The following is a 548-nucleotide window of genomic DNA, read 5'->3' as shown; positions in this document are numbered from 1 at the left end:
GTGGAGAAACGTTTTGTGGCGGCAGGCGTGCCGGTGACCTTTATCAAGGTGCATCACCAGCCGGACGGCCACTTCCCGAACGGTATCCCGAACCCGCTGCTGCCGGAGTGCCGGCAGGACACCGCGGATGCGGTGCGCGAGCACGGCGCGGACATGGGTATCGCCTTTGACGGTGACTTCGACCGCTGCTTTATGTTTGATAACGATGCAGAATTTATCGAAGGCTATTATATTGTTGGCCTGCTGGCGGAAGCGTTCCTGCAGAAGCAGCCGGGCGCCCGGATTATTCACGACCCGCGTCTGACGTGGAATACGGTGGATATGGTGACCCGCAGCGGCGGGACGCCGGTGATGTCGAAGACCGGGCACGCGTTCATTAAAGAGCGGATGCGTCAGGAAGATGCGATTTACGGCGGGGAGATGAGCGCACACCACTATTTCCGCGATTTCGCCTACTGCGACAGCGGGATGATCCCGTGGCTGCTGGTGGCGGAGCTGCTGTGTCTGAAGAACAGCCCGCTGAAGGCGCTGGTGGCGGACCGGCAGGC

1 pseudogene is annotated in these 548 nt (G+C 61.1%); it reads left to right on the top strand.

What is annotated here, in order from left to right:
• Positions 1-548 (top strand): annotated as a pseudogene (gene rfbK / locus ABLV75_RS02885) (O9 family phosphomannomutase RfbK); the annotation flags it as partial.

The sequence above is a fragment of the Klebsiella sp. CN_Kp066 genome (assembly GCF_040065135.1).
Taxonomy (GTDB): domain Bacteria; phylum Pseudomonadota; class Gammaproteobacteria; order Enterobacterales; family Enterobacteriaceae; genus Klebsiella; species Klebsiella oxytoca.
The sequence above is the reverse complement of the archived record's forward strand: the minus strand, read 5'-3'. Positions and strand labels throughout refer to the sequence as shown.